Annotated in this window: 7 protein-coding genes; all 7 read left to right on the forward strand. The window is 70.3% G+C overall.

The features are described 5' to 3' along the window. Positions 1–14 precede the first annotated feature (14 nt). Positions 15–6,989 (forward strand): type I polyketide synthase, encoded by a 6,975-nt coding sequence (locus tag PV419_RS51615; protein ID WP_319701042.1) that lies wholly within the window; start codon positions 15–17, stop codon positions 6,987–6,989. After that, entirely contained in the window at positions 6,990–16,805 is a 9,816-nt protein-coding gene (locus PV419_RS51620; RefSeq protein WP_319701036.1) for a type I polyketide synthase, read from the forward strand. A gap of 102 nt (positions 16,806–16,907) precedes the next feature. Beyond that, the gene (locus PV419_RS51625) at positions 16,908–17,750 is read left to right on the forward strand and encodes an arylamine N-acetyltransferase family protein (RefSeq protein WP_319701037.1); all 843 of its coding nucleotides are present in this window, start codon (positions 16,908–16,910) and stop codon (positions 17,748–17,750) included. 275 nt (positions 17,751–18,025) lie between these two features. Beyond that, the gene (locus tag PV419_RS51630; protein WP_319701038.1) at positions 18,026–19,090 is read left to right on the forward strand and encodes a cytochrome P450; all 1,065 of its coding nucleotides are present in this window, start codon (positions 18,026–18,028) and stop codon (positions 19,088–19,090) included. Between the two features lie 11 nt (positions 19,091–19,101). Then, positions 19,102–19,302: a ferredoxin gene (locus PV419_RS51635; protein WP_319701039.1), complete on the forward strand. Its 201-nt coding sequence runs from the start codon at positions 19,102–19,104 to the stop codon at positions 19,300–19,302. Beyond that, positions 19,299–20,276, forward strand: coding sequence for a hypothetical protein (locus PV419_RS51640; protein ID WP_319701040.1), 978 nt, complete (start codon positions 19,299–19,301; stop codon positions 20,274–20,276). The genes PV419_RS51635 and PV419_RS51640 overlap by 4 nt, the downstream gene beginning before the upstream one ends. 46 nt (positions 20,277–20,322) lie before the next feature. After that, positions 20,323–26,373: type I polyketide synthase (locus PV419_RS51645; protein ID WP_319701041.1), on the forward strand; the 6,051-nt coding region annotated here is incomplete at its 3' end.

Here is a 26,373-nt window from a genome sequence, read left to right on the forward strand (position 1 = left end):
CGGGTGCGTTGTCATTGGAGGATGCGGCGCGTGTGGTGGCGCTGCGCAGTCGGTTGATTGCTGGTGAGCTGGCGGGGTTGGGCGGCATGGTGTCGTTGGCTGTGTCGGCGGACGAGGTCCGGGAATGGCTGGAGCGGTGGCCCGGGCGGCTGGCTCTGGCGGCGGTGAACGGCCCGCGGTCGGTGGTGCTCGCCGGCGATGCGGACGTGGTGCAGGAACTGCTCGGCGCATGCGAGGCCGAGGAGGTACGGGCACGCCAGGTGCCCGTCGACTACGCGTCGCACTCCCCCCAAGTGGAGCAGATCGAGACTGAGCTGCTGGACCTGCTCGGCACGATCACGCCCCAGGCTACGCAGGTCCCGTTCTGGTCGACCGTGACCGGGGAGCCGCTGGACACCACCGAGCTGACCAGCACATACTGGTACCAGAATCTTCGCCGCACCGTGCGGTTCGAGTCGGTGGTACGCGGCCTGTTGGAAGCCGGGCACACCGTGTTCATTGAGGCCAGCGCCCATCCGGTCACGACGGTCGGCATCGAGGAGTCCCTCAACGGATGCGGCGCCGAAGGCGTGGTGACCGGCACCTTACGCCGGGACACGGGCGACACCGGCCAGTTCATGACGGCGTTGGCGACGCTGCATGTGCATGGGCTGGAGCCGGACTGGACAGCCGTCTTCGGTCGGTCGAACGGACACGGGGCCGCACTGCCGACGTATCCCTTCCAGCGGCAGAGGTTCTGGCCCGAACGGACCGAAGCCGAGCCCCGCACCCGCACCGTGACCGACGACTGGCGCTACCGGGTGGCCTGGCAGCCGTTCTTCCCCTCGGCCGTACCGGATCGAACGGGCACATGGCTGGTGGTCGTACCGGCGCGAGCAGTCGACGACCAGGCGGTCGCGACCCTGCTGAACGCCTTGTCCGCACGGGGCTGCGACGTGCTGCCACTCGTGCTCGATGCGATGGACCCGCAGCGGGTACGCCAACACGCGACCCAGGCTGCCGGCGTGCTGTCGCTGCTCACTTGGGACGAACGCCCCGACGCGGAGCACTCCGCGGTGCCCCGCGGTTACCGGCTCACCATGTCACTGATCCAGGCACTCGACGGCGTCGAGACCCCCTTGTGGTGTGTGACCCGCGACGCGATGCGGGTGGCGGACACCGACCTGGTGGGCAACCCGGGGCAGGCGCTCGTATGGGGTCTGGCCCGCGTCATGGGGCTGGAGCATCCGGAACGCTGGGGAGGCGTGATCGACCTGCCCGCCACACTGGACGACAGGACCGCCAGGCTGTTCAGCAGCGCCCTCGGCAACACCGGTGACGAGGACCAGTGGGCGGTCCGGCCTGCCGGTGTCTTCGTCCGACGGATGGTGCGCGCCACGCCCCACACCGCTCAACCGGAATGGCAAGCCGGCGGAACGGTGCTGGTCACCGGCGGCACCGGAGCACTGGGTGCCCACGTCGCCCGATGGCTGGCCGACAACGGCGCCAAACACCTGGTGCTGACCAGCCGCAGTGGCGAACAAGCGCCAGGCGCAGCCGAGTTGGCGGCCGAAATCAATGAACTCGGCGCGCAGGTGACCATCGCTGCCTGTGACGTCGCCGACCGGGAAGCACTGGCCAGCCTCCTCGCGACGATCCCCGGCGATCTGACGGCCGTGGTGCACGCCGCCGGTGTCCTCGACGACGGAATGATCACCTCTCTGACCGCGGAACAACTGGACCGGGCGCTGCGCGCCAAGATGCTCGCCGCGATCAACCTGCATGAACTCACCCGTGACCGGGACCTGTCGGCGTTCGTCCTGTTTTCCTCCGCCGGCGCCACCGCCGGAGCCCCCGGGCAAGGCAACTACGCACCGGGGAACGCCTTCCTTGACGCACTGGCACAGCACCGGCACGCCCTCGGACTGCCCGCGACGTCTGTGGCATGGGGAGCCTGGGAGGACTCCGGGATGGCCACCGGAGCGGTGAAGGATCTGCTGCGGCGGCACGGCGTACCGGCGATCGCCCCGAACCTGGCACTCACCGCACTGCGACGGGCGCTGGACGAGGCGCAGCCGCTGCTGTTGGTCGCCGACATCGAATGGGACCGATACCACGTGGCCTTCACCGCCGTCCGGCCCAGCCCGATGTTCGACGAGATCCCCGAAGTACGGCTGCTGCGGCAGACGGAACACCCGGCATCGGCCGACACCGGACCGGCTCTGGGACAACAACTGGCCGGATTGTCGGAAGCGGAACGAGCACAGCTGCTGCTGGACCTGGTCCGCGCGCACGCGGCCGCCGTACTCGGGCACGCCTCTCCCACCGCGGTGGAGGCAGACCGGGCATTCAGGGACCTGGGCCTGGACTCGGTGACCGCGGTCGAGCTGCGGAACCGACTGCAGACGGCGACCGGGCTGCGCCTGCCCGCGACCTTGGCGTTCGACTTCCCTACGTCCGCCGCACTCGCCGCGCACATCGGCGCCGAACTCGACGGCGGCGCGGTCCCGGCGGAGCAGACGCTGCTCCAGCCCACCGGTGAGCCGGTGGCGATCGTGGGCATGGCGTGCCGCTACCCCGGTGGAGTGACCTCGCCGGAGGACCTGTGGCAGTTGGTGTCCACGAGCGGGGAGGCCATCTCGGTGTTCCCGACCGACCGGGGCTGGCACACCGAAGGCAAGGGCGGATTTCTCTACGACGCCGGGGACTTCGACGCGGCGTTCTTCGGCATCTCGCCGCGGGAAGCGGTGGCGATGGACCCGCAGCAGAGGCTGTTGCTGGAGACGTCCTGGGAAGCGCTGGAACGCGCCGGGATCGCACCGGCCTCGTTGCAGGGCAGCCGGACCGGTGTTTTCGCAGGCATCGCCGGAAGCGACTACAGCTCCGTGTTCCACGGAGCCTCCCCGGACAGCGGTGGCTACCTGATGACGGGCAACGCGCCCAGCGTCGTCTCCGGGCGGATCGCGTACACGCTGGGTTTGGAGGGCCCGGCGATGACGGTGGACACGGCGTGTTCCTCCTCGCTGGTGGCGCTGCACCTGGCCGCGCAGGCGCTGCGCAACGGCGAGTGCTCACTCGCGCTGGCCGGTGGAGTCACGGTGATGGCCAGCCCGGTGACCATCACTGAATTCTCTCGGCAGGGCGGACTTTCCCGAGACGGACGGTGCAAAGCCTTCGCGGACGCCGCCGACGGCGCCGGGATGGCCGAGGGCGTCGGTGTCCTGGTCATGGAGCGGTTGTCGGACGCGGAGCACCTTGGACACCGGGTGCTGGCGGTGGTGCGGGGCAGCGCCGTCAACTCGGACGGTGCGTCGAATGGCCTGACGGCGCCGAACGGCCCGTCGCAGCAGCGGGTGATCCGGCAGGCGCTGGCCAATGCCTCGCTGACTCCGGCCGACGTGGACGCGGTGGAAGCACACGGGACGGGTACGACGCTGGGCGATCCGATCGAGGCCCAGGCGCTGCTGGCCACCTACGGGCAGGACCGCGAGACACCGCTGTGGCTGGGATCGGTGAAGTCCAACATCGGCCACACGCAGGCTGCGGCCGGCGTGGCCGGTGTCATCAAAACGGTGATGGCGATGCGGCACGGCGTGCTGCCGCGGACGTTGCACGTGGACACGCCTTCGGCCCTCGTGGACTGGGATCTCGGCGCGGTCGAGTTGCTGACCGAGGACCGCGCCTGGCCCGATGGGGGCCGCCCCCGCCGGGCGGGTGTGTCCTCGTTCGGCATCAGCGGCACCAATGCCCACGTCATCATCGAACAGGCGCCGGCGGCCGAACTCGGCACGCCGGCCGATCCGGGGCCCGTAGTGCCGGTAGTGCTGTCGGCCCGCACCGACGCGGCCCTGCGGGCCCAGGCACAACGCCTCCTGGAACTGGCGGACGCCGATCCTGCTGAGATGGGGTGGTCGCTGGCCGCCACCCGGTCCCCCCTGCCGCGCCGCGCCGTGATCCTCGCCGAGAACCGGCGCTCCCTCACCCAGGGCCTGGCCGCGCTCGCCGGAGGTGAGCGCGCGGCGAACCTGGTGACCGGGCCGCCTGTGCCCGGCCGCCTGGGAGCGCTGTTCACCGGCCAGGGAGCACAGCGCTCGGGCATGGGCGCCGAGCTGGCCCTGCACTACCCGGCGTTCTCGAAGGCGCTCGACGAAGTGTGTGCCGAGCTGGACCGCCATATGGACCGATCGCTGCGCGAGGTGATGTTCGGCGAGACGGACCTGCTGGATCGCACCGAATACACACAGCCCGCCCTGTTCGCACTGGAGGTGGCACTGTTCCGCTTCCTGAACGTGACCCCGGACTTCGTGGCTGGGCACTCCATCGGCGAGCTGGCCGCGGCGCACGTGGCCGGCGTGTTCTCCTTGGCGGACGCCGCCGCCCTGGTGACGGCGCGGGGCCGTTTGATGCAGGCGCTGCCGGAGGCAGGGGCGATGGCTTCGGTACAGGCGACCGAAGCGGAGGTCGCCGAGTGGCTGGCCGGTCGCGACGGCCTGCTGGACATCGCCGCGGTGAACGGCCCACGCGCGGTCGTGGTGTCCGGCGGCGTACACGCGGTGGAGTCCTGCGCCGAGCACTTCGCCGGACTGGGCAGAAAGACGAAGCGCCTGCCGGTCAGCCACGCATTCCATTCCGCTCTGATGGAACCGATGCTGGCCGAGTTCGGCCGCCTCGTTGAGACCTTGTCCTTCCACCGGCCGCGCATTCCGGTCATCTCCACGCTCACCGGGGGAGCGATACCGGCCGAACGGATCGCCGACGGACAGTACTGGGTGGATCAGGTCCGGGGCACGGTGCTCTTCGCCGACGCCGTACGGACGATGGCCGAGGCGGGGGTGAGCACCTTCCTCGAAGTCGGTCCCGACGCGGCGCTGTCGGCACTGGGACCGGACTGCCTGCCCAGCGACACCAAGGCGGTGTTCGTACCGGCCCTGCGGTCCCAGCGGGCCGAGCCCGAGGCGGCGTTCACCGCCCTGGCCCAGCTCTACCGCGCGGGAGTCACGGTCGGCTGGACCTCCTTCTACGGCGAGCGCTCCGGCGCCGCGATGGACCTGCCCACGTATCCGTTCCAGCGGGAACGCCACTGGTACCAGCCGATGGCCGCACCCGGCAGCAGGGCCGGCGCCCAGTGGCGCTATCACGTCACCTGGCAGCCGCTGACCGGACAGCGGCCGGCCCGGCTGACCGGCACGTGGCTGGTGGTGGCGAGGAGCACCGCCGAAGCCGACGCCGTCGCACCGGCGCTGCGGCAGGTCGGCGCGGACGTGGCCGTACTGCCCGTCGGATACGAGGAACTGACCCGGGAGGAGCTCGCGGAGCGGTCGTCCGACATCTCGGAGGGCGAGTTCGCCGGCGTCCTGTCGCTGTTGACCGACTCCCTGGCGGGTACGGTCGCACTGCTGCAGGCACTGGGCGACGCGGCGATTCCCGCGCCCCTGTGGGTGGCGACCCGTGGAGCGGTCGCGGTCGGTTCCGAGGAGCCGTTGCCCCACCCGGACCAGGCCCAGCTGTGGGGTTTCGGGCGCGTGGCGGCATTGGAGCACCCGCAGCGTTGGGGCGGGCTGATCGACCTGCCGGAGACGTTGGACGACACGGCTGGCGCACACCTGGCCGGTGCGCTGGCCGGGTGGGACGACGAAGACCAGGTGGCGATCAGAGACTCCGGGCTGTTCGCGCGCCGCCTGGTCCGAGCCCCGCAGGCGGCCCCCCGGGACGGCTCGGCGGCATGGCCGGCGCACGGCACGGTGCTCATCACTGGTGGCACCGGCGCTCTCGGCGTCCACGTCGCACGCCGGCTCGCCCGCGACGGAGTCGAACACCTGGTGCTGGCCAGCCGCCGGGGGCGACAGGCACCAGGCGCGTCCGAGCTCGAAGAGGAGCTGACCCGGCTCGGCGCGCAGGTCACTCTCGCCGCCTGTGACGCCGCGGACCACGACGCACTCGCGGCTGTGCTGGCGGCGATACCGGCCGAGACGCCGCTGACCGGGGTGGTGCACGCGGCCGGAGTGCTGGAGAACCTGCCGATCGACCAACTCACTCCCGAAGCGCTGCGGACCTCGCTGCGCTCCAAGACGGTCGCCGCCCGCAACCTGCACCAGCTCACCGCCGACCGAGAACTGGAGCTGTTCGTGCTGTTCTCCTCGGTCTCCGGGACCTGGGGCAGCTCCGGCCAGGGAGCCTACGCCGCGGCCAACGCCTACCTGGACGCGCTGGCCCAGCACCGGAGGGCCGCCGGCCTGCCGGGCCTGTCCATGGCCTGGGGCGCCTGGGCCGGCGGAGGCATGTCCGAGGGTGAGGGCGCGGAATGGCTGCGACGCCGCGGAGTGATCCCGATGGCGCCGGACCAGGCGGTGGCGGAGCTCGCCGTCGCGCTCGACCAGGCGGAGACCGCGGTGGCCGTCGCCGACATGGACTGGACGCTCTTCGCACCGTCGTTCACGCTGCACCGCCCCAGCCCGCTCATCCAACAGCTCCCCGAGGTACGGCAGGTCCTGGACGCGGTGCCGGAGCCGGCCGAGGCTCCCGTACTCACCGCGCTGTCCGGCGCCGAGCGCAGGCACGCCCTGCTCGGACTCGTACTGGAACAGACCGCGTCGGTGCTCGGGTACGGCTCTATCGACACGGCGGCGGAGTCGACCTTCCGCGAGCTCGGATTCGACTCGCTGGCAGCGGTGGAGATGCGCAACGCCCTTACCCGGGCGACCGGGGTGAACCTGCCGCTGACGCTGGTGTTCGACCATCCGACGCCCGAGGCGCTCACCGACTACCTCGACGCCCAGCTGCAGCCCGACCCGGCCGGGCCGCCACGCCCGGTGCTCCAGCAGCTCGACCAACTGGAACAAGCCTTGGCGGAGTTCGGCCAGGACGATGCCCTGCGCCACAAGATCGGCACTCGGCTGCGCGGTCTGACCCTGGCCTGGGACACGGGCGGCACCTCCGGTGCGCAGGTGTCGGAGACCGCCAGCGACGACGAGCTGTTCGACTTCATCGACAGCGAATTCGGAAGGGAATAGATGTCCAACGAAGAGAAGCTGCGTGACTACCTTCGTTGGGTCACCGCTGATCTGCAGAAGACACGCCGTCGCTTGGCCGAGGCGGAGTCAGCCGACCGGGAACCGATCGCGATCGTCGGCATGGCATGCCACTTCGCCGGCGGCGTCGACTCACCCGAGGAGCTGTGGCGGCTGCTCGCATCCGACGGAGACGCGATCGGCGGCTTCCCGACCGATCGCGGCTGGAACCTGACCGAGCTGTACGACGCCACTGGCGACCGGCCCGGCAGCTGCTACGTCCGCGAGGGCGGCTTCCTGGACCGGGCAGCCGAGTTCGATGCCGAGTTCTTCGGAATCAGCCCGCGGGAAGCCCTGGCCATGGACCCGCAGCAGCGGTTGTTCCTGGAAGCGTCGTGGGAGGTCTTCGAACGGGCCAGGATCAACCCGGCCGCGGTGCGGGGCTGCGACATCGGTGTCTTCGCCGGTGTGTCCGGGCGGGACTACGGCGGTGACCTGAGCGCGGCAGGCCCGGAGGTGGAGGGCCATGTGGTGACCGGCAACGCGGTGAGCGTGGTGTCCGGCCGGGTCGCCCACACCCTCGGCCTTGAGGGCCCGGCGGTCACGGTCGACACCGCGTGCTCCTCGTCACTGACCGCGTTGCACCTCGCCGTCCAAGCCCTGCGCCGCGGCGAGTGCTCGATGGCTCTGGCCGGTGGGGTCTCGGTCATGGCCGGCCCCACCGTTCTCGTGGAATTCTCCCGCCAGCAGGCGCTCGCCCCCGACGGCCGCTGCAAGCCGTTCAGCGCCGACGCCGACGGCACCGGCTGGGGCGAGGGCGTGGCGGTCCTGCTGGTGGAGCGCCTCTCCGATGCCCGCCGCAACGGCCACCGTGTGCGGGCGGTGGTCCGTGGCTCGGCGGCGAACCAGGACGGCGCGTCCAACGGCCTGACCGCGCCCAGCGGCCCTGCCCAGCAAGCGGTGATCCGGCGCGCGCTCGTCGACGCGGGGCTCACCGCCGAGCAGATCGACGCGGTGGAGGCGCACGGCACCGGCACCCGCCTCGGCGACCCCATCGAGGCGCAGGCGCTGCTCAGCTGCTACGGCCAGGGCCGGCCGGCGGACCGGCCGTTGTGGCTCGGATCGGTGAAGTCCAACATCGGCCACACCCAGGCCGCCGGCGGGGCGGCCGGCGTGATCAAGATGGTTCTCGCGATCCAGCATGGTGTGCTGCCGTCCACGCTGCACGTGTCCGAGCCCACTCCGCACGTGGATTGGTCCTCCGGCTCGGTACGGCTGCTGCGTCGGGCCAGGTGCTGGCCCGAGACCGGCGAGGTGCGCCGGGCGGGAGTGTCGGCGTTCGGAATGAGCGGCACCAACGTCCACGTGATCCTTGAAGCGGACGACGAAACCGAACCCGCCGTGGAACCGGCTGCCGATGCCCCGCGGCCGATCGACACTGCGCTGCTGCCCTGGGTGGTCAGCGCCCGCACCTCTGCCGCGCTGGAGGAACAGATCACCGCGGTGCGTGGTCACGCGGCGGAGCTGGAGCCCGCCGATGTCGCCCGTTCGCTGGTGGCGACGCGGGCCCCGCTGGAGCACCGGGCGGTGCTGTTCCGCGGTGACATGCCCGATGTGACCGGGCAGATCGTGGCCGGCGCCTCTCCTGTCTTCGTCTTCCCGGGGCAAGGAGCGCAGTGGCTGGGCATGGGCAGGGAACTGCTGGAGTGCTCACCGGTGTTCGCCGACCGGATCGACGCATGCGCCACAGCACTCGCGCCCTACGTTGACTGGTCCCTGGTCGACGTCCTCACCGGTGCCGAAGGAGCACTGCCCCTGGACCGGGTGGACGTGGTGCAACCGGCGCTGTTCGCGATGATGCTGGCCCTGGCCGAGGTATGGCGTTCCTGCGGCGTGGAACCGGCCGCGGTAGTGGGTCACTCGCAGGGTGAGATCGCAGCGGCGTGCTGTGCCGGAGCGCTCTCTCTCGACGACGCCGCACGTGTGGTAGCCCTGCGCAGCAAGGAACTGCTGCGGCTGTCCGGGAAGGGCGGCATGGTGTCGCTCGCCCTGTCCGAGGACGCCGCTCGCGGCCTGATCGAGCCCTGGGGCGACCAGCTGTCGATCGCCGCGGTGAACGGGCCCGGATCCGTGGTGGTCTCCGGTACGCCGCACAGCCTCGACGAGCTGGTGGCCAAGTGCGACGCCGAGCAGGTGCGGACCCGCAGGATCCCCGTCGACTACGCGTCGCACTCGCCACAAGTGGAGGAGTTAGCACCGGAGCTGCGCGCCCAACTGGCGGGCCTCACGCCCGGCCCGGCCCGGGTTCCGTTTTGGCCCACCACCGATCACACCGGTGAAACCGGTGAGCTGGACGGCGAGTACTGGTACCAGAACCTGCGCCGCGCCGTGCAGTTCGACCGTACCGTCGAACGACTGCTGCGGCAGCGGTACGGCGTCTTCGTGGAGATGAGCCCGCACCCGGTGCTCACCACGGCGATACAGGAAAGGATCGAGGAGAGCCACCATGTGGCAGCGACCGTCGGCACACTCCGCAGGAACGAGGGCGGACCCGCCCGTCTGCTGAGCTCGCTGGCCGAGGCCTATGTGTCGGGTGTCGCCGTCGACTGGACGGCACTGCTGCCGACCGGGGCAAAGCTCGTGGACCTGCCGACCTACCGGTTCCAGCAGCAGCGCTACTGGCTCGTCGCACGGCAGGAACGCGAGGGCGGTGACCCGGACGAAGCACGCTTCTGGGCGGCCGTGGACTCCGACGACCCGGGCGCGGTAGCCGAGCTGCTGGGCACCCCGGCCGACCCATGGGACCGGGCGCTGCCCGGGCTGTCCCAGTGGCGACGCGGTCGACGCTCGGAAGCCGAACTGGACTCGTGGAGGTACCGGGTCGCCTGGACGCCGCTGCCCACCGAGGCCTCCGCGCCGACGGGCACCTGGCTGATCGTGGACTCGGGGCAAGGCACCGAACTGGGCGCCCGGATCGAGCGGGAACTGGGCTTCGCGACGGTGCGTGTCACCGGCATCGCCCCTGAAGAGCTGGCCGCGGCCGGTGAAGTGAGCGGCGTGCTCTCGCTGTTGGCGCTGGACGAGCAGCCCGATGCCGAGCATCCCTCACTTCCCGCAGGACTGGCCGACACACTGCGCCTGATACAGACCCTGGCCACGCTGGAGACGCAGGCGCCCCTGTGGTGCCTGACGCAGGGCGCGGTGACGGTTGGACGCTCGGACCCCCTGCGCAGTGTGCCCCAGGCGGCGTGTTGGGGTCTGGGCCGCGTAGCGGGACTCGAACTGCCGCAGACGTGGGGCGGCCTCATCGACCTGCCGGCAGAGCTCGACGCCCGGGCCATGGCCAGGCTGGCCTGGGTCCTGACCGCACCGGACGGAGAGGACCAGCTGGCCCTGCGTGAGACCGGCATGTTCGGCCGCCGCATGGTCCGCACCCCACAGCGTACGGCGACACCGCCCCCGACCTGGGAACCGAGCGGCACCGTTCTGGTCACCGGCGGTACCGGTGCCATCGGCTCCCAGGTGGCCCGCTGGCTCGCCGGTGCCGGTGCCGATCACCTCGTGCTCACCAGCCGTCGGGGCAGGGCCGCCGACGGCGTACAGACGCTGGAGACCGAACTGGTTGAAGCCGGCTGTGAGGTGACCGTCGTGGCCTGCGACGTGGCCGACCGGGAAGCGCTGCGCCGGCTGCTGGGCACCGTGGGGCCGGTATCCGCTGTCTTCCATGCCGCGGGCGTCGGCCAGGCCACCGACCTGCTCCGGACCAGCACCGCCGAACTGGCGGAAGTGGTGGCCGCGAAGGTGGCGGGCGCGGTGCACCTCGACCAACTCGTGCCAGACGCCGAGCTGGTGTTGTTCTCCTCGGGGGCCGCGGTGTGGGGCAGCGCCGGGCAGGGCGGCTATGCCGCCGGCAACGCGTTCCTGGACGCTCTCGCCGAGGACCGGCGCCGACGCGGGCTGCCGGCCGTGTCGGTCGCCTGGGGTGGCTGGGCCGGCGGCGGCATGGTCGACGAGGAAGCGGACAGGTTGCTGAGCCTGCGCGGAGTGCGGCTGATGGCCCCCGAACGAGCCCTCGCCGCCCTGCACCAGGCACTCGCGTACGGCGAAACCCAGCTCGCCGTGGCGGATCTGGACTGGTCCCGCTTCGCCCCCACCTTCGCCGCGGCCCGGCCCCGCCCGCTCATCGCGGAGATACCGGAAGCGGCCGAGGCCCTGCGCGGTGCCGGACCCGAGATGCCCGGCGAAACCGGGCAGTCGGCCTTCGCCGCCGAGATCGCCTCCTTGAGCGAGCACGAACGTCATCGCGCGCTGATCGATCTGATCCGCACCGAAGCGGCCGCCGTGCTGGGCCATGCGGACCCGCAGGCCATCAGCCTGAACAAGCCGTTCCAAGACCTCGGCTTCGACTCACTGACCGCGGTGGAGCTGCGCAACCGGCTCAGCGGCACCATGGGACTGCGGCTGCCGGTCACCTTGGTGTTCGACTACCCGACCCACGACATGCTGGCCCGGCATCTGGCGGCCGTCCTGGCCGACCGCGTCGACCTCCCGGTACCGGAAGCGGCAGCAGCCGCAGGGCTGGACGAACCGGTGGCCATCATCGGCATGGCGTGCCGCTACCCCGGTGAGGTGCGCACTCCGGAGGACTTGTGGCGGCTGTCCCGGGACGGCATCGACGCGGTGGGAGAGTTCCCGGCCGACCGGGGCTGGGACCTTGACGCGCTCTACGACCCGGTCCGGGGCGGTCGGGACGGCACGACGTACACCCGCAACGGAGCGTTTCTGGATGACGCGACGTTTTTCGACGCCGATTTCTTTGGGATCAGCCCGCGTGAGGCAGTGGCCATGGATCCCCAGCAGCGGCTGCTGCTGGAAACCTCGTGGGAAGTGCTGGAACGAGCCGGCATCGATCCACATGCGGTGCGGGGGAGCGACACGGGCGTCTTCGCCGGTGTCTCGGGCAGCGACTACTCCGACCGTATCCGCAGCGTTCCCAGTGGAGTGGAGGGATACCTGGGCATCGGCAACGCCCCCAGTGTGGCGTCGGGGCGGATCGCGTACGCGCTCGGTCTTGAGGGCCCGGCGATGACGGTGGATACGGCGTGTTCGTCGTCGCTGGTGGCGCTGCACCTGGCGGCGCAGGCGCTGCGCAACGGCGAGTGCTCGCTCGCGCTGGCCGGCGGAGTCACCGTGCTGGCGACCCCGAAGGCGTTCGTGGAGTTCGCCCGGCAGGGCGGGTTGGCTGCGGATGGTCGGTGCAAGGCGTTCGCTGAGGCGGCGGACGGCACCGGCTGGGGTGAGGGCGTCGGCCTGGTGTTGTTGGAGCGGTTGTCGGATGCGGAGCGTCTGGGGCATCGGGTGCTGGCGGTGGTGCGGGGCAGTGCTGTCAATCAGGATGGTGCGTCGAACGGATTGACCGCGCCGAACGGTCCGTCGCAGCAGCGGGTGATCCGGCAGGCGCTGGCGAACGCCCGGTTGTCTGCGGCGGATGTGGATGCGGTGGAGGCGCATGGCACGGGGACCACGCTGGGCGATCCGATCGAGGCGCAGGCGCTGCTGGCGACGTACGGGCAGGACCGAGAGGCGCCGCTGTGGCTGGGATCGTTGAAGTCCAACATCGGCCACACGGCCGCTGCGGCGGGCGTGGCCGGTGTGATCAAGATGGTGATGGCGATGCGGCACAGGGTGCTGCCGCGAACCCTGCACGTCGACGAGCCGTCCACACATGTCGACTGGTCCGCCGGTGCCGTCGAGCTGCTGACCGAGAAACGCGCCTGGCCCGAGACCGACCGTCCCCGCAGAGCAGGTGTGTCGGCCTTCGGGATGAGCGGCACCAACGCCCACGTGATCCTGGAACAGGCACCGGAACCCGCTCCGACCGACAATGCCCCTGCGCCGCCAGTGCTGCCGTTCGTCCTTTCCGCGCGCCGCAAAGGAGAACTCCGGGAGCAGGCAGAGGCGTTGTCCGACGTCGTCGCCGGGAACCCCGAGCTGCGGCTGGCAGACCTGGCGCGCTCGTTGGCTACGACCCGAGCCGCGCTGGAGCACCGGGCCGTAGTGGTCGCCGCGGACCACCACACGTTGCAGGAGGCGCTCACCGCCGTGGCCGGCGGACACGCCGCCGCTGGCGTGGTCACGGGCACCGCGGCCGAAGGGACCCTGGCCTTCCTGCTCAGCGGCCAGGGGGCACAGCGGGCCGGCATGGGCCGGGAGCTGTACGAGAAGTTCGACATCTTCGCGGCGGCACTCGACGAGGTGTGCGCCGGGATGGCCGCGCACCTGGACCGGCCGCTGCGTGAGGTGCTCTTCACCGACCTTGAGCTGGTGCACCAGACCGCGTACACCCAGGCAGCCCTGTTCGCCATAGAGGTGGCGTTGTTCCGCCTGGTCGCGTCCTGGGGAATCAAGCCGGACATGCTCATGGGGCACTCCATCGGCGAAGTCACCGCGGCCCATCTCGCCGGAGTGTGGTCCCTGGCCGACGCGTGCGCTCTGGTGGCCGCGCGGGGCCGCCTGATGCAGGCACTGCCCGCGGGCGGGGCCATGGCGGCGATCCGGGCAGCCGAGGCCGACGTGGTGCCGCTGCTCGACGACCGGGTGTCGCTGGCGGCCGTCAACGGCCCGGACTCAGTGGTGGTCGCCGGCCACGAAGAAGCCGTCCTGGCGCTTGCGGCACGGTTCACCGAGTCCAAGCGGCTGCGCGTGAGCCATGCGTTCCACTCGGTGCTGATGGAGCCGATGCTGGCCGAGTTCGAACGGGTACTGGCCGCCGTGGACTACGCCGCACCACAGATCCCCGTGGTCTCCAACGTCACCGGAGCGGTGGCCACGGCAGAGGAGCTGTGCTCGCCCGCCTACTGGCTGCGGCATGTGCGGCAGGCGGTGCGGTTCAGTGACGGTGTGGCGACACTGGCGGCGAACGGCGTCACCCGGTGTCTGGAACTGGGGCCTGACGCGACGCTTAGCCCGTTGGTGCCTAACGCGGTGCCGGTGCTGCGCAAGGGGCGGCCCGAACCGGACACCGTGGTCGCCGCCGTCGCCGCCCTCCAGGTGCGCGGCGTGCCGGTGGACTGGCCCGCCTACTTCGGTGCGCACCGCGGTTCATGGGTCGACCTGCCGACCTACCCCTTCCGACGGGAGCGCTACTGGCTGGCCGAGACGACGACTGGGCACCCGCTGCTCGGCCGGCCCGTGCCACTGGCCGGATCGGGCGGCACGGTGTTCACGGGCAGGGTTTCCCTGCGTACTCATCCGTGGCTCGCCGACCACGCGATCATGGGCACACCCTTGCTGCCCGGCACGGCCTTCGCGGACATGGCACTGTACGCCGGTCGGCAGACGGGATGCCCGCTGCTGGAAGACCTGGTCCTCGCCGCCCCCCTGCCCCTCCCTGAACAGGGCGCCGTCGAGCTCCACGCAGCCGTGGGCCAACGGGACGAGAGCGGACGGCGCACCGTCAAGGTGTTCTCCCGGCCCGAGACGACGCAGGACCGCGACTGGATCGAGCACGCCTCAGGCACACTGACGCCAGGTACGCCCGATGCGGCGACGGACTTGGCCGTGTGGCCGCCGAGCGGGGCGGCGCGGATCGCTGTCGACGACTTCTACACCGGGGCGGAAGAGCGGGCGTTCGGCTACGGACCCACGTTCCGCGGCATGCGGGCCGCCTGGCGGCGTGGCGACGAGGTCTTCGCAGAAGTGCGGCCCAACCCGCAAGTGGCGCTCGAAGCCGACCGGTTCGAGCTGCACCCGGCGCTGTTCGACGCCGTCCTGCACGGCATCGGACTGGGCTCCTTCCTCCCGGACGACGCGGCGCCGAGACTCCCGTTCGCCTGGAGGGGCATCGTCCTGGCCCAGCCCGGCGCGGGTGCGCTGCGCGCCCGGATCACACCGGCCGGGCAGGGCGCGGTCTCGGTGGAGATCGCGGACGAGGCCGGGCGTCTTGTCGCGGCGGTCGAGTCGTTGACCCTGCGGGAGCTGCCGGCCGAGCAGCTGAAGCCGGTGCGCGTCGGCCAGTCCCTGTTCGGGCTCGACTGGAGCGTCCTGGAAACCGGGGCCGCGAAAGACGTGCCGGACGGTGTCGTGGTTCTCGGCGAGGACCACCCGGACCTGCGCGAACTCGCGCAGGCCGGTGAGCCAGCACCCGAGCTCGTGCTGGCGTCCCTGCCGGTCGGCCGCTGCGCGGCGGACACCACCAGCCATGCGGTGGCCCTGGTCCGGCAATGGCTGGCCGAGGACCGGTTCCGGTCGGCACGGCTGGTGCTCGTCACCCAGGGCGCGGTGAGTACCGGGCCCGGTGATCCCGTACGCCACCTGGCCGGCGCCGCGGCGTGGGGGCTGATCCGTTCCGCGCAGAGCGAGAACCCCGGCCAGTTCCTGCTGGTCGACACGGACGATATGGCTGCCGTACCGGCAGCCGCCGTTGCCGCCATCGCCGCGGACGAACTGCAACTGGCGCTGCGGGAGGGGGAGAGGTGGGTTCCGCGGCTGGTCCAGCTCGAACAGCCCGACGCCGGGTCCTCCCACTTCGTGCCGGACGGAACGGTCCTGGTCACTGGCGGAACCGGCAGCCTTGGAGCCATAGTGGCCCGGCATCTGGTCGCCGCACACGGGGTGAGGCACCTGGTCCTGACCAGCCGACGCGGCCCTGCCGCCCCCGGCGCGCAGGCGCTGGTGGCCGACCTGACGGAGGCGGGCGCCGACGTCCGGGTCGTCGCGTGCGACGTCGGCGACCAGGATGCGCTGGGCCGACTCGTCGGAGAGCTCCCTCGACTGCGTGCGGTGGTTCACACCGCGGGGGTACTGGACGACGGTCTGGTCGCCGGACTGGCACCGGAACGGATCGCCTCCGTGCTGGCGCCGAAGGCAACAGGCGCGACCCACTTGGACGAGCTGACCGCAGGGCTGGATCTGACCGCGTTCGTGATGTTCTCCTCGCTGGCCGGCACGCTGGGCGCGGCGGGGCAGGGCAACTACGCGGCGGCCAACGCCTACCTGGACGCCCTGGCACAGCAGCGGCAGGCCCGCGGTTTGCCGGCGACATCCGTGGTCTGGGGGCCCTGGCAGCAGGAAGGCGGAATGATCGAAGGGCTGGCCGAAGCGGATCTGCGCCGGATGACGCGGGCCGGCCTCGAGCCTCTGTCTCCCTCACAAGGCATGGCCTTGTTGGACTCGGCCCTGTGCGCCGACCGGGCCGTACTGGTGGCGGCCGATCTCGATCCGGTCAGGGCGCACGCGCCGATCCTCCGCGCGCTCGCCCCCCGCCGGCCCCGGCCACGGGCTGCCGACGGCGCGTCGACGGCACCCGCCGGTCTGCGCGAGCGGATTGCCGCGCTGCCGGACACCGAACGCGCCGCAGTCCTGTTGGAGTTCGTACGGTCCCAGGCCGCGGCGGTGATCGGCCAGACCTCCGCGGCCGAGATCGGCGAGAGCCGGGCCTTCAAGGAGCTGGGTTTCGACTCGCTGGCCGCCGTGGAGCTGCGCAACCGCCTGGGCGAGGCGGTCGGCCTGCGACTCCCGGCCACCCTCGTCTTCGACCAGCCCACACCGCTCGTGATGGCCCACTACTTGCTCACCTGCCTGACCGAGGCGGCACCCAGCGAGGCGGCCCACGCGCTGGCAGACATCAACGACCTGGAAACGCGGTTGCTCGGGATGGCCTCCACCGCACCGGAGCGGTCAGCCATCGCGACCCGGCTGCGGGTGCTGCTCACCAAGCTGGACGCGGCCACAGGGGCTGAACCCGACGGGGACGACGAACTCGACGCGGTGTCGCCGGACGATCTGCTGCGGCTCATCGACAGCGAGTTCGGGTCCTGAGTCCGGACCAACAGACCAGACCAACAGACCAGACCAACAGACCAGACCAACAGACCAGACCAACAGACCAGACCAACAAGCCGGACCAATGTAGGAGCTCATATGGCGACGACTGCCGAAGACAGGTCGGAGTGGGGCATCGAGAAGGTGGATGTGCCCGCATACCTGAACCGCATCGGGTACGACGGCCCGACCGATCCCACCCTGGAGACGCTCACGGGCCTGCAGCGGGCGCACATGCTGTCGATGCCGTTCGAGAATCTGGACATCCTCTTCGGGCGCGGGGTTTCGCTCGATCTGGAGTCGATCCAGGACAAGATGGTCAGTCGGGGCAGAGGCGGCTACTGCCACGAGCACAACCTGCTCTTCGCAGCCGTACTGGAACGCCTCGGCTTCACGCTGACCCGCCTCCTGTGCCGGATCAGGCTGGGCAGTACCGAGGTCCAGTCCCGCTCCCACTCGGTACTGATCGTGGAACTGGGGGAGCGACGCTACCTGTCCGACGCCGGGTACGGCTGCCTCGGCCCGCTCGAACCGATCGCGACAGTCGACGGCACCGTGTCCCAGCAGGACGGCTGGGAGTACCGGATCAAGCAGGAGGGCCCTGCCACTGTCCTGCAGATGATGAACAACGGCGCCTGGATCGACTCACTGGCATTCGACACCACGCTTTTTCACGCGGTCGACTTCCAGATGGCCAACCATCTGTCGAGCACCTATCCCAGGTCCCCGATGGTGACGGGACTTTTCGCGCAGCGGGTTGTTTCCACTGAGGCGGGGCCGGTGCGCAAGGCGCTCTTCGGTAAGACGATTCAGGACTTCACCACGGAGGGAATCGCGGACCAGCGGACCCTGTCGACGCCTGAACTGGCCCCCGTGCTGAGCGACGTGATCGGCATCCGCCTCACCGACGAAGACGTGAAGAAGATCGAAGGGATGGATTGACCCTGGTCGAGGCGTGGGCGACGGACGGGTCGCCGCAGATTAGGGGTCGATTGGGGGCGGGTAGGGGTGACCAAATAGGGGCCCCTTATCGGTATTTTGTGGTTCTGGTCAGTTACGGGAAGAAGGGAAAGTAAATGGCTGGCGATGTGGAGAACGGCACCCTTGATTTTCCGATACGCCGTGGGTGCCCGTTCAAGCCTCCCGTCGAATACGACGCCTTTCGTGAGAGCGAGGCACCGGCCCAGGTGCGTCTGTACAACGGGAAACCGGCTTGGGTGATCACCCGCTTCAACGATGCACGGGCGGTGCTGGGGGACGAGAGGTTCAGCTCCGACATCACCAACCCCGGGTACCCGATCTTCGCCGAAGCGCTGGAACCGATGCGGCGCACACCCACCTTGGTCACCATGGACGCGCCGGACCACACGCGCCTTCGCCGGCTGGTGATCGGCGAATTCACCATGCGGCGCATGAACACGCTCCGCCCGCAGATCCAGGAGGTCGCGGACCGGCTCGTCGACCGGATGCTGGAACTGGAGAAGCCGGTCAACCTGGCCGAGGCCTACTCGTTCCCGCTGGCCGGGTGTGTCATCGGCAGTCTGCTCGGGCTCTCCCTCGACACCATCGAGGGCTTCATGTCCGACGCCCGCAAGGCGACCGTGGTCCGCGACCTCCAGGAGCTCGTCCGCATCCAGCGTGGACTCCGCGAGTTCATCCTCGCCGGGATCGAGGAGAAGGAGCGGACACCGGTCGACGACGTGCTGAGCCACATCGTGGCGAAGTACAAGGAGACGGGCCCCGAGAGCTACGACGAGCTGGTCACGCTGATTCTGGTGATCATGGGCGCGGGGTACGGCCCCACCGCCTCGATGATCTCCAACGGTGTGCTGGCGCTGCTGGAACACCCGGACCAGCTGGAGATCCTGCGCGCCGACCCGGCCCTGTTTCCGGACGCGGTCGAGGAGACGCTGCGCTTCGTCAGCGTTTCCGACCTCTCCTCGATGCGGGTGGCCGCCGAGGACGTCGAGATCGGAGGGCAGCTGATCCGTGCCGGTGACGGGGTGGTCGTGCCGAACGGGGGCGCGAACCACGACCCTTCGGTCTTCAGGGAGCCGACCGTCCTCGACGTACGCAGGGAGGAGGCCGGCCAGCACCTTGCGTTCGGGCACGGGCTTCACCAGTGCCTGGGTGGGAATCTGACCCGCGTCGAGCTGGAAATAGCCTACCGGACGCTGTTCACCCGGATCCCCACGCTCCGGCTGGGCGTACCCGCCAGTGAGATCGACTCGCCGGAGAAGGCGCAGCTGCCCGAGATCCACTACCTGCCGGTCGCCTGGTAGGCGGAACGGTTGTGCGGATCACCGTGGATCGCGATCTCTGCATCGGCTCGGGCAACTGCGCCCGCATCGCACCGGAGATCTTCGACCAGGACGACAACGGCCTGGTCACACTGTTGGTCACCGATGCCGGGGCGGCCTTCGCCAGGGTGCGGCAGGCCAGCGCCATCTGCCCGGTCGGGGCAGTGAGCCTGCTGCAGAAGGAGTCGGCGTGACGGTCAGCTTCATCGTCGGGGGAGGGGTGGCTTTCGAGCCTCCCGGACTGGCGCTGTACGAGCGGTACCCACTGATGCGCGACTGGTGCGACCAGGTCGTGCGGTGGTCCGGGCTCACCTTGGAGCAACTGTGCACCGAGGATCTCACGCCGTACGTCTACAGCGACGACAACTCGGCGCAAACCCAACTGCGGCACATCGCCCAAGCCCGCCAGGCCATGCTCGCGCTCGGCATCGCCGACGTACTCGCTGATCAGGGCATCCGGCCGGACCTGTTGGGCGGATCCAGCCTCGGCTGGACGATCTGCGCTTGCCTGGCCGACGCGATCAGCCGCGAGGAACTCTTCGGCATGATCGAGTTCAAGAGCCGGCAGCCCATGTCCCGGCCGGACGAACCCGCCCGAGCCCTCGCCGTCGCCATCATTGCGGTAGATGCCGACATGGACTGGTACTGCGGCCCGCACCGTCCCGGAGTGCACTTCGCCTCCGACGTGGGCGGGCAGTTCGCCGACGGGAAGTACCAGATGGTCATGTTCTCGGGCTATCTGGACGCACTGCGGAAACTCGCCGCCGAGGCACCGGAGGGCCAGCTCAATGTGCTGACCGTGCTGGGCGGCGGACACACTCCCCTGCAGCGGTACTACGCCGACTTGGTCCAGCCCCACCTGGACAAGATCACCTTCCGTGACCCTCTGGTCCCGGTGGCCTCCGCGCTGACCGAGGACACCGTCATCACGACAGCGGAGGGCGTCAGGGAGGAGTGCGCCATCAATCTGGTGAACCCGGTGTACCTGCGCTACGTCAAGAAAAGCCTGGCCGACCGCGGCACCGAACTGGCGCTGCTGCTCGGGGCCGGTGTTCCGGTCGCCCTCTTCGCCTGGCCCTATCCGACCCTGGGCGTCTCCTCTCCGGAGGAGATCGAGGAGGCGGCGTCAACGGTCTACAACATGGGGATTGAACTTAAGTTCACCTGACGCCCCCAACCACCATCCGGGCCGATCAACACAGAGAAGGCGTCACGTGGCAGACGAAGCAGAGCTGGTCGCATACCTCCGGCGGATGACGGCCGACCTTCGCAAGGCGCACCGGCGCATTCAGGACCTGGAGGCGGCCGACACCGAGCCCATCGCGATCGTCGGCATGGCCTGTCGTTACCCGGCCGGCATCACCTCCCCGGAGCAGCTCTGGCGACTGCTCGCCGAAGGGCGTGACGTGATCGGGGACTTCCCCGCCAACCGGGGTTGGGACCTGGACGCGCTGTACGACCCGGATCCCGACAAGCCGGGGTCGTCGTACGTCCGCGTGGGCGGCTTCCTGTATGACGCCGGGGAGTTCGACGCCGAGTTCTTCGGGATCTCGCCCAGGGAAGCGCTGGCGATGGACCCGCAGCAACGCTTGTTGCTGGAGGTTTCGTGGGAGGCGTTCGAGCGGGCGGGCATCGACCCGAAGTCCCTGCGGGGCAGCCGGACCGGGGTGTTCGCCGGCGTGATGTACCACGACTACGCGGCACGCAGGGCCGTGCTGCCGGAAGAGGTCGAGGGGTACCTCAGCACCGGGGTGGCCGGCAGCGTCGCGTCGGGGCGGATCGCTTACACGCTGGGCCTTGAGGGTCCGGCGGTGACGGTGGACACGGCGTGTTCGTCGTCGTTGGTGGGCCTGCATCTGGCCGCGCAGGCGCTGCGCAGCGGTGAGTGCGCACTCGCGCTCGCCGGCGGAGCCACCGTGATGTCCACCCCCACCACGTTCGTGGAGCTGTCCCGGCAGCGGGGCCTGGCCGCGGACGGCCGGTGTAAGGCGTTCGCTGAGGCGGCGGATGGTACGGGGTGGGGTGAGGGTGTTGGGTTGTTGGTGTTGGAGCGGTTGTCGGATGCGGAGCGTCTGGGGCATCGGGTGTTGGCGGTGGTGCGGGGCAGTGCTGTCAATCAGGACGGTGCGTCGAACGGGCTGACCGCGCCGCATGGCCCGTCGCAGCAGCGGGTCATCCGGCAGGCGCTGGCCAACGCCCGACTGTCACCCTCTGGCGTCGATGTGGTCGAAGGCCACGGCACGGGCACGGTGCTGGGCGATCCGATCGAGGCGCAGGCGCTGCTGGCGACGTACGGGCAGGACCGCGGGACACCCCTGTGGCTGGGGTCGTTGAAGTCCAACCTGGGGCATACGCAGGCCGCGGCGGGCGTGGCAGGTGTGATCAAGATGGTGATGGCGATGCGGCATGGGGTGCTGCCGCGAACGCTGCATGTGGACGAGCCGTCCACACATGTCGACTGGTCGACCGGCGCCGTCGAGCTGCTGACCGAGGAACACCTCTGGCCGGAGATGGATCGCCCGCGGCGGGCGGGCGTGTCCTCGTTCGGGATCAGCGGAACCAACGCCCACGTCATTCTTGAGCAGGCACCGGAGCTGCCGACTCCCGAGCCCGATGTCGCTGAGCCGGCTCCCTTGGGCTCCGTGCTGCCGGTGGTGCTGTCGGCCCGGACGGATGCCGCTCTGCGCGCGCAGGCGCGGCGACTGCTGGAGCTGGGGGAAGTCGACCCCGCCAGGCTGGGCTGGTCGCTCACCGCTTCCCGGGCTGCGCTGGAGTGCGGGGCGGTGGTGTTGGCCGAGGACCGGCGCACCCTGGCCGCGGGCCTGGCCGCGCTGGCCGACGGAGAGGAGTCGGCGCATGCGGTGACAGGGCCTTCGATGCCGGGGCGTGTCGGGGTCGTGTTCACCGGCCAGGGGGCACAGCGGCTGGGCATGGGCGCCGAGCTGTACCGGCGCCATCCGGTGTTCACCAGGGCGCTGGACGAGGTGTGTGCGGAGTTGGACCGGCATCTCGACCGGCCGATCCGCGAGGTGATGTTCGCCGGGGCGGACGACGAGCTGGACCGGACCGGGTACACACAGCCCGCGCTGTTCGCGCTGGAAGTCGCGCTGTTCCGGTCCCTGGACCTGTCCCCTGACTTCGTGGCCGGCCACTCGGTCGGTGAGCTGGCCGCGGCGCATGTGGCGGGTGTCCTGTCCTTGGCTGACGCGGCTGCCCTGGTGGCGGCGCGCGGTCGGCTGATGCAGGCATTGCCGGGCGAAGGAGCGATGGCCTCGGTGGAGGCCGACGAGGGCGAAGTCACGGACTGGCTGGCCGCACACGGCGTCGCGTTGGACATCGCGGCGGTGAACGGTCCCCGGGCGACCGTGGTCTCGGGTGAGGTGGCTGCGGTTGAGGCATGTGCGCGGCACTTCGCCGGAATGGGCAGAAAAGCCAGGCGCCTGTCGGTCAGCCACGCGTTCCATTCCTCGCTGATGGATCCGATGCTGGCCGAATTCGGGCGCCTCACCGGAAGCCTGTCGTTCACGCACCCACGTATCCCGGTCGTCTCCACACTCATCGGCAAGGTGCTTGAGGCCGAACGGTTAGCCGACGGCCAGTACTGGGTGGACCAGGTGCGGGGAACCGTGCGGTTCGCCGACGCGATCCGGACGATGGCTGAGGCCGGAGTGAGCACTTTCCTCGAACTCGGCCCCGACGCGGTCCTCACACCGATGATCGAGAATGTGCTCGAGAAAGGGTCGCGGAGCGCGGTGGTGATTCCGACCCTGCGCAAGGACCGCGACGAGGCCGGAGCTGTGGTGAGGGCGCTGGCACGGCTGCAGGTGGCAGGCGTCCCGGTCGACTGGTCCGGGTACCTCCGCCCCCAGCCGCTGATGGACCTGCCGACCTACCCCTTCCAGCGCCAGCACTACTGGCTGGACGACACCCCCGCCATTGGTGACGTTTCAGCAGCCGGACTCAGCTTCGTCGAGCATCCGATGCTGGGCGCCATGACCGTGCTCGCCAACTCCGACAGCTACCTGTTCAGCGGTCGCCTCTCGCTCAGTACGCACCCCTGGCTGGCCGAACACGCAGTGGGGGAGACCGTACTGCTGCCCGGCACGGTCTTCGTAGAGCTGGCCCTGCGCGCCGGTGAGCAGGCCGGATGCGACGAAGTGGCCGAACTGACCCTCCGGGCACCGCTGTTGATGCCCGAGTCGGCAGGCGTGCACATTCAGCTCGCGGTGTCCGCGCCCGACGACACCGCACAGCGTTCCCTCACCATCCACTCCAGGCCGGAGACCGCCGGAGACGACGCGTGGACGCTGCACGCCGTCGGCATACTGGCAACAAGCGGCGAGTCGGCTCCGCAGCCGATGACCGAGTGGCCCCCGGCCGGCGCCGAACCGGTTCCGGTCGACACCCTGTACGACCGGTTCGACCAGGCCGGATTCAACTATGGCCCCGTGTTCCAGGGACTCCGTACAGCATGGCGCGACGGAGACGAGGTATACGCGGAAGTCGACCTGCCGGAGGGGGCCCACGGGGAGGCGTCCCGGTTTGCCCTGCACCCGGCACTGCTCGACGCGGCGTTGCACACCTCGGCACTCCTCGCCGACGGCCCGGGACGGCCGCAGCTGCCGTTCGTCTGGTCAGGCGTGTCGCTGTCGGCCACCGGTGCCACGACACTTCGGGTACGGACGACACGGCACGGCGCGGACGCGTTCTCCTTCGTGACGGCGGACTCCGCCGGCCGGCCGGTGGCCACAGTGGACCGGCTCACCCTCCGTGAGCTGCCGTCCACCGCGCTCCAGGCGTCCTGGACCGACGCACTCTACCGCCTGACCTGGCCGGCCGTTCCCATGCCCGCGCAGGAGCAGACCGTCCCGTACCTTTTGGTGCCGGTTGAGGACGGCAGCCCCCGCAGCGTGGTCAACGCCGTACTGAGCCGGCTCCAGGAACTCCTCACCGACCCGGATCATGCGGACCACCCATGGGTGTTCGTGACGCACAACGCCGTGTCCGTGGAGCCCGGGGAGCCCACCAACCTGGCGCAGGCCGCCGCATGGGGCCTGCTGCGCTCCGCGCAGACGGAACACCCCGGCCGCATCGTCCTGGTCGATCTGGACGGACGGAACAGCGGGGATCCGCAGCTGTTGGCCATGCTCCAGACCAATGAGCCGCAGATGGCGCTGCGGGACGGAGTACTGCGCGTAGCCCGCCTAGCCAGAGCCGGGGCCAGTGCCAGCGCGTCAGTCGGCGACGCCGTGCCCGGCATTGACCCTGAAGGGACGGTCCTCATCACCGGTGCCACCGGGGCGTTGGGCGCGGTGATCGCCCGGCACCTTGTCGCCGAACGCGGGGTGCGCCACTTGCTGCTGCTCAGCCGCCGGGGCGCCGCTGCCGCCGGTGCCTCCGAGCTGGTGTCGGAGCTGACGGCACTCGGTGCGACCGTCCAGCCGGTCGCTTGTGATGTCGCCGACCGCGAGAGTCTGGGGACCGTACTCGCACGGATTCCGGCGGCGCATCCGCTGGTTGCCGTGGTGCATGCGGCGGGCGTGATCGACGACGGTGTGATCGCTTCTCTGACGCCGGAGCGAGTGGACCGGGTACTGCGGCCGAAGGCCGACGGAGCTCTCCACCTGCACGAGCTCACTCGCGACAACGAACTGGCCGCGTTCGTCCTGTTCTCCTCCGCCGCCGGAGTGCTGGGAAGCGCGGGCCAGGCGAGCTACGCCGCGGCCAACACCGTTCTGGACGCACTGGCGCACAACCGCCGGGCCGAAGGACTTGCGGCCACCTCGCTCGCGTGGGGACTGTGGGCCGAAGACGGCGGCATGGCAGCGGAACTGAGCGAGGCGGACACGAACCGGATGGAGCGGGCCGGTATCGTCCCGCTGTCCACCGCGGACGGCCTCGCCCTGCTGGACGCCGCTCTCGGCCTGGAGGACCCGCTCCTCATCCCGATCCGACTGGATCAGGCGTCATTCCGAGAGCGGGCTGCCGCCGGCACGCTGCCGACGTTGCTGCGCGGCCTGTTCCAGGCCCCGGTGCGCCGCCTGAAGGCAACCGCCGGAACGGGTGCCGCGGACCTCAGGCACCGGGTCCTGGCGGCGACCGAAGAAGAAGGAACCCAGATCCTGTTGGACCTGGTGCAGACGCAAGGTGTCAGGGTTCTCGGTTTCGTCACGTCGCAGGCTCTGGAAACGAGGCGGACCTTCGCCGAGCTCGGGTTCGACTCCCTGACCGCGGTGGAACTGCGCAACGGTCTCTCGGCGAGCACAGGACTCCAGCTGCCGGCAACCCTGGTCTTCGACTACCCGACCCCGGCCGTGCTCGCCGAACACCTGCGGGCGGAGCTGGTGGGTGACGCTGCCGCGACCGCCACTGCGTCGGCAACGGTCGACACGGGCGTACCGATCGCGATCGTCGGCATGGCATGTCGCTACCCGGGCGGGGTGGGTTCCCCCGAGGACTTGTGGCAGTTGGCCGTCGACGCGGGGGACGGGATCGTGCCGTTCCCGACAGACCGGGGCTGGGACATGGATCCCGACGCCGAGGACGTCTTCCACGCCGTTGGGGGCTTCCTGGACGACATCGCTGGTTTTGACCCGGGCCTCTTCGGGATCTCGCCGCGGGAAGCGGTGGCGATGGATCCGCAGCAGAGGCTGCTGCTGGAGACGTCGTGGGAGGCGTTCGAGCGGGCGGGAATCGATCCGGCCTCGCTGCGGGGCAGCCGGACCGGCGTCTTCGCCGGAGTCATGTCCCACGACTACGGCTCATGGCTGACGGACATCCCGGAGGAACTGGCCGGCTTCGGTGGCACGGGAACCGCGGCCAGTGTCCTCTCCGGCCGGGTGGCTTACGCGTTCGGCCTTGAGGGGCCGGCGATCAGTGTGGACACGGCGTGTTCGTCGTCGCTGGTGGCGCTGCACCTGGCCGCGCAGGCGCTGCGCAACGGCGAGTGCACGCTGGCGCTCGCCGGCGGAGTCACCGTGATGTCCACCCCGCGCCTCTTCACCGAGTTCGCGCGGCAGGGTGGGTTGGCTGGGGATGGCCGGTGTAAGGCGTTTGCTGAGGCGGCGGATGGTACGGGGTGGGGTGAGGGTGTTGGGTTGTTGGTGTTGGAGCGGTTGTCGGATGCGGAGCGTGTGGGGCATCGGGTGTTGGCGGTGGTGCGGGGCAGTGCTGTCAATCAGGATGGTGCGTCGAACGGGTTGACGGCGCCGCATGGTCCGTCGCAGCAGCGGGTGATCCGGCAGGCGCTGGCGAACGCCCGGCTG

Source organism: Streptomyces sp. ME19-01-6 (assembly GCF_033793745.1).
Classification (GTDB): domain Bacteria; phylum Actinomycetota; class Actinomycetes; order Streptomycetales; family Streptomycetaceae; genus Streptomyces.